The organism is Roseomonas chloroacetimidivorans (genome assembly GCF_049629625.1).
In the GTDB taxonomy this organism is placed as follows: Bacteria; Pseudomonadota; Alphaproteobacteria; order Acetobacterales; family Acetobacteraceae; genus Roseomonas; species Roseomonas chloroacetimidivorans.
Genome location: NZ_JBNBZS010000229.1, coordinates 1 through 2,462, shown reverse-complemented (window position 1 = coordinate 2,462; position 2,462 = coordinate 1). Strand labels below are relative to the sequence as shown.

Below are 2,462 nucleotides of genomic sequence, written 5' to 3'. Positions count from 1 at the left end.
AACGACAAGCCGCATATCTATGCCGGCCTGCCGGACCAGCCCCGGATCTCGCCGCTGGTGCAGACCTGGAAGGGCGTGACCAAGTATGTCGGCCTCGCCGCCATGGGCTTCCTGGCGGCCGGCAGCCTGATCCACGGCGTCTTCGCCAGGCCGAACCGTGTCTCGCATGAGGATGAGGAGAACGCGGAGAAGCTCGTGGAGGGCAAGCCGGTGCCGCCACCCAAGCCTGCCACGCAGGAGCCTGCCTGATGGTGGAGCGTATCCAACCCGGGGATGCCATTCACCCGGGCAAGCCTGTCACGGTGAATCGCTACGGGCCGGCGGCCCGGGCGAATCACTGGATCACGGCGCTCAGCCTGATCCTGTTGGGGATTTCGGGCCTCGCGCTGTTCACGCCCTCGCTCTACTTCCTGACCGGGCTTTTCGGCGGCGGGCAGAACACGCGCGCCTTCCATCCCTAGCTCGGCGCCGTCCTCTTCGTCAGCTTCTTCGTCTTCTTCTTCCAGCTCTGGAAGGCGAACCTGCCGGCGCGGGTGGACTGGGTATAGCTGTCGAAGTTCAGGGACGTGATCGGCGGGCGGGAGGAGAACCTGCCGGAGCCGGGCAAGTACAATGCGCAGGCGAGACACCGCGATGGCTGCGCGAGGCCGAGGCACAGGGCGCGCCAGTGCCGGGTTGGGTTCCATCCCTGCTTCTGGTTAGCTCCCGGGCGGCTAGGTGGTAAAGCCCATCCGAGCTCTCGGCGAGCGTAGGAATGGCTCAGCCGCCCATTCCAGCAACGACAGCGCCGCCAGTCCGAAAGCGGCCCCGCCCAGCGTGAGCAGCAGACGAGTCATGGCCGTCTCTAGAGGGTGGGTGTTCACTGTTGCGCCCGCGACGATCACGGCCAGCGCGGAGAGGGCGAGCTGGTAGGTGTTGGCGGTGCCCGGTCCGGCCATCATCCGCTCAGTGAACCACAGCACGGCCAAGAAGACGAGCAGCAGCAGGATCGGGAACTGCGCCTGCAAGGTGAAAAGCATCAGGATCACGATCGCCGCCCCGCCGCCCTGCAGGGTGGACAGGATGCGCTCCCGTCCCTCGGTCCGCTGCGCCTGCCGCGTCGGATAGGCAAGCACCAGCGCCGCGATGATAAGGAAGATCAGGCCGGAGGAGGGCGCCACCCCGGCCAGGAAGGTCAGCACCACCGGCGCCAGCACCGACAGCCGCAGCAGTGCGTGGATACCGGGTCGCTCGATCTCCGGCGGAGGTGGAGGTGGAGGCACGGCCGCATCGGCGCGCGGGGGCAGCAGGATGTTGAGGAGGGGGATCAGTATGGCGGATACGATCGCCGTGACCGTGAAGGCATCCCGCATCGCCTCAGCGGCGGCCCGCGACGTCCCGAACAGCACGCCGATCATGCTGGTGAACATCAGCAGCATGACGCCGAGCTGGTTGCCGGTGCGCAATAGCAGGTACAAGGCCCCGTAACAGACCGCCATCAGGCTGATGAACTGCACTGCAGGCAGGCCCTGGGTCAGCACGCAGAGCCCGAAGATCAGCCAGATCAGGGTCATGAGCATCAGCCCGGTGACGATGCTCCTGACGGGGCTGTAGGGCCCGCGCTGGCCGCAGAACAGGCTGACCAGCATGGCGGGCAGGATCATGCCGGGATTGACCGCCAGCGGCTCGATCAGCGCGAGGCTGAGCGTGATCCCCATCGCACAGCGGATGCTGAAATAGGGATCGTCGCGGCGCGATGGGCGGGGCAGGGCGGCCATGGCGGTTCAGTACAGGTAGGACAGGGCCGAGCTGGCCCGCATCAGCCCCTGCGCGATGGGCCAGAGAATCCCGGCCTCCTCGCCGGCGGCATTCACCGCCACCGAAATCTTGGCGCCGACATGCACCTTCGCCGGCCAGTCCCCACCCGGATCAAGCTCGATGCGCACGGGGATGCGACGCGCCGGCTCGAACCAGCGAGTGCTCGCATCCGGCTGGGCCAGGCCGCCGGCGCTGCGCCGCCCGGCATCGATGCCCCAGGCGAGGCTGGACACCCGTCCGCGGAAGATCCGCCCCGGCGCCACGTCGAAGGCGATCTCCACGGGATCTCCCGGGTCGAGGTTCCGCAGCTGGTTCTCGCGGAAATCCGCCACGATCCAGCCGCCGCGCGTGTCGATCAGCGTCAGGGCGGGTTGGCCGGCACTCGCATACTGGCCGACGGCAAGGGAAAGGTTGGTCACGACGGCATCCGTCGCTGCGAGGACCGTGGTGTTCAGAAGGTCTGTCCGCGCCCGCTGCAGCCGGGCCGTGGCCGCGACCACCTGGGGATTGTCGGCGCTGGCCGAACCGAGCTGCCGCGCCGCCTGGTCGCGCTGCGCTTCGGCCGCGTGAAGCTGGGCTTCGGCGGTGCGGAGAGCGCCCCTGGCATCGTCGCCGCGCGCCTGGGCGTAGACCCCGCGTTCGACGAGCTGCAAGGTGCGGGAGGT

The 2,462-nt window shown here is 68.3% G+C and carries 4 protein-coding genes; 2 read left to right on the top strand and 2 right to left on the bottom strand.

Annotation, left to right across the window (positions count from 1 at the left end; all coding sequences use genetic code 11):
- Positions 1-249: formate dehydrogenase N subunit beta transmembrane domain-containing protein (locus tag ACO1BU_RS36910; protein WP_424140832.1), on the top strand; the 249-nt coding region annotated here is incomplete at its 5' end.
- Positions 249-461 carry a hypothetical protein gene (locus ACO1BU_RS36905; protein ID WP_424140831.1) on the top strand — a complete coding sequence of 71 codons (213 nt, stop codon included), beginning with the start codon at positions 249-251 and terminating at the stop codon, positions 459-461. The genes ACO1BU_RS36910 and ACO1BU_RS36905, both read left to right, overlap by 1 nt.
- Before the next feature lie 252 nt (positions 462-713).
- On the opposite strand, the gene ACO1BU_RS36900 is transcribed toward ACO1BU_RS36905, so the two are convergent.
- Complete coding sequence (locus ACO1BU_RS36900) at positions 714-1,757, bottom strand: FUSC family protein (RefSeq protein ID WP_424140830.1); 1,044 nt, start codon at positions 1,755-1,757, stop codon at positions 714-716.
- A 6-nt stretch (positions 1,758-1,763) separates the two neighbouring features.
- A partial coding sequence (locus ACO1BU_RS36895; RefSeq protein ID WP_424140829.1) for an HlyD family secretion protein occupies positions 1,764-2,462 on the bottom strand: 699 nt, incomplete at its 5' end.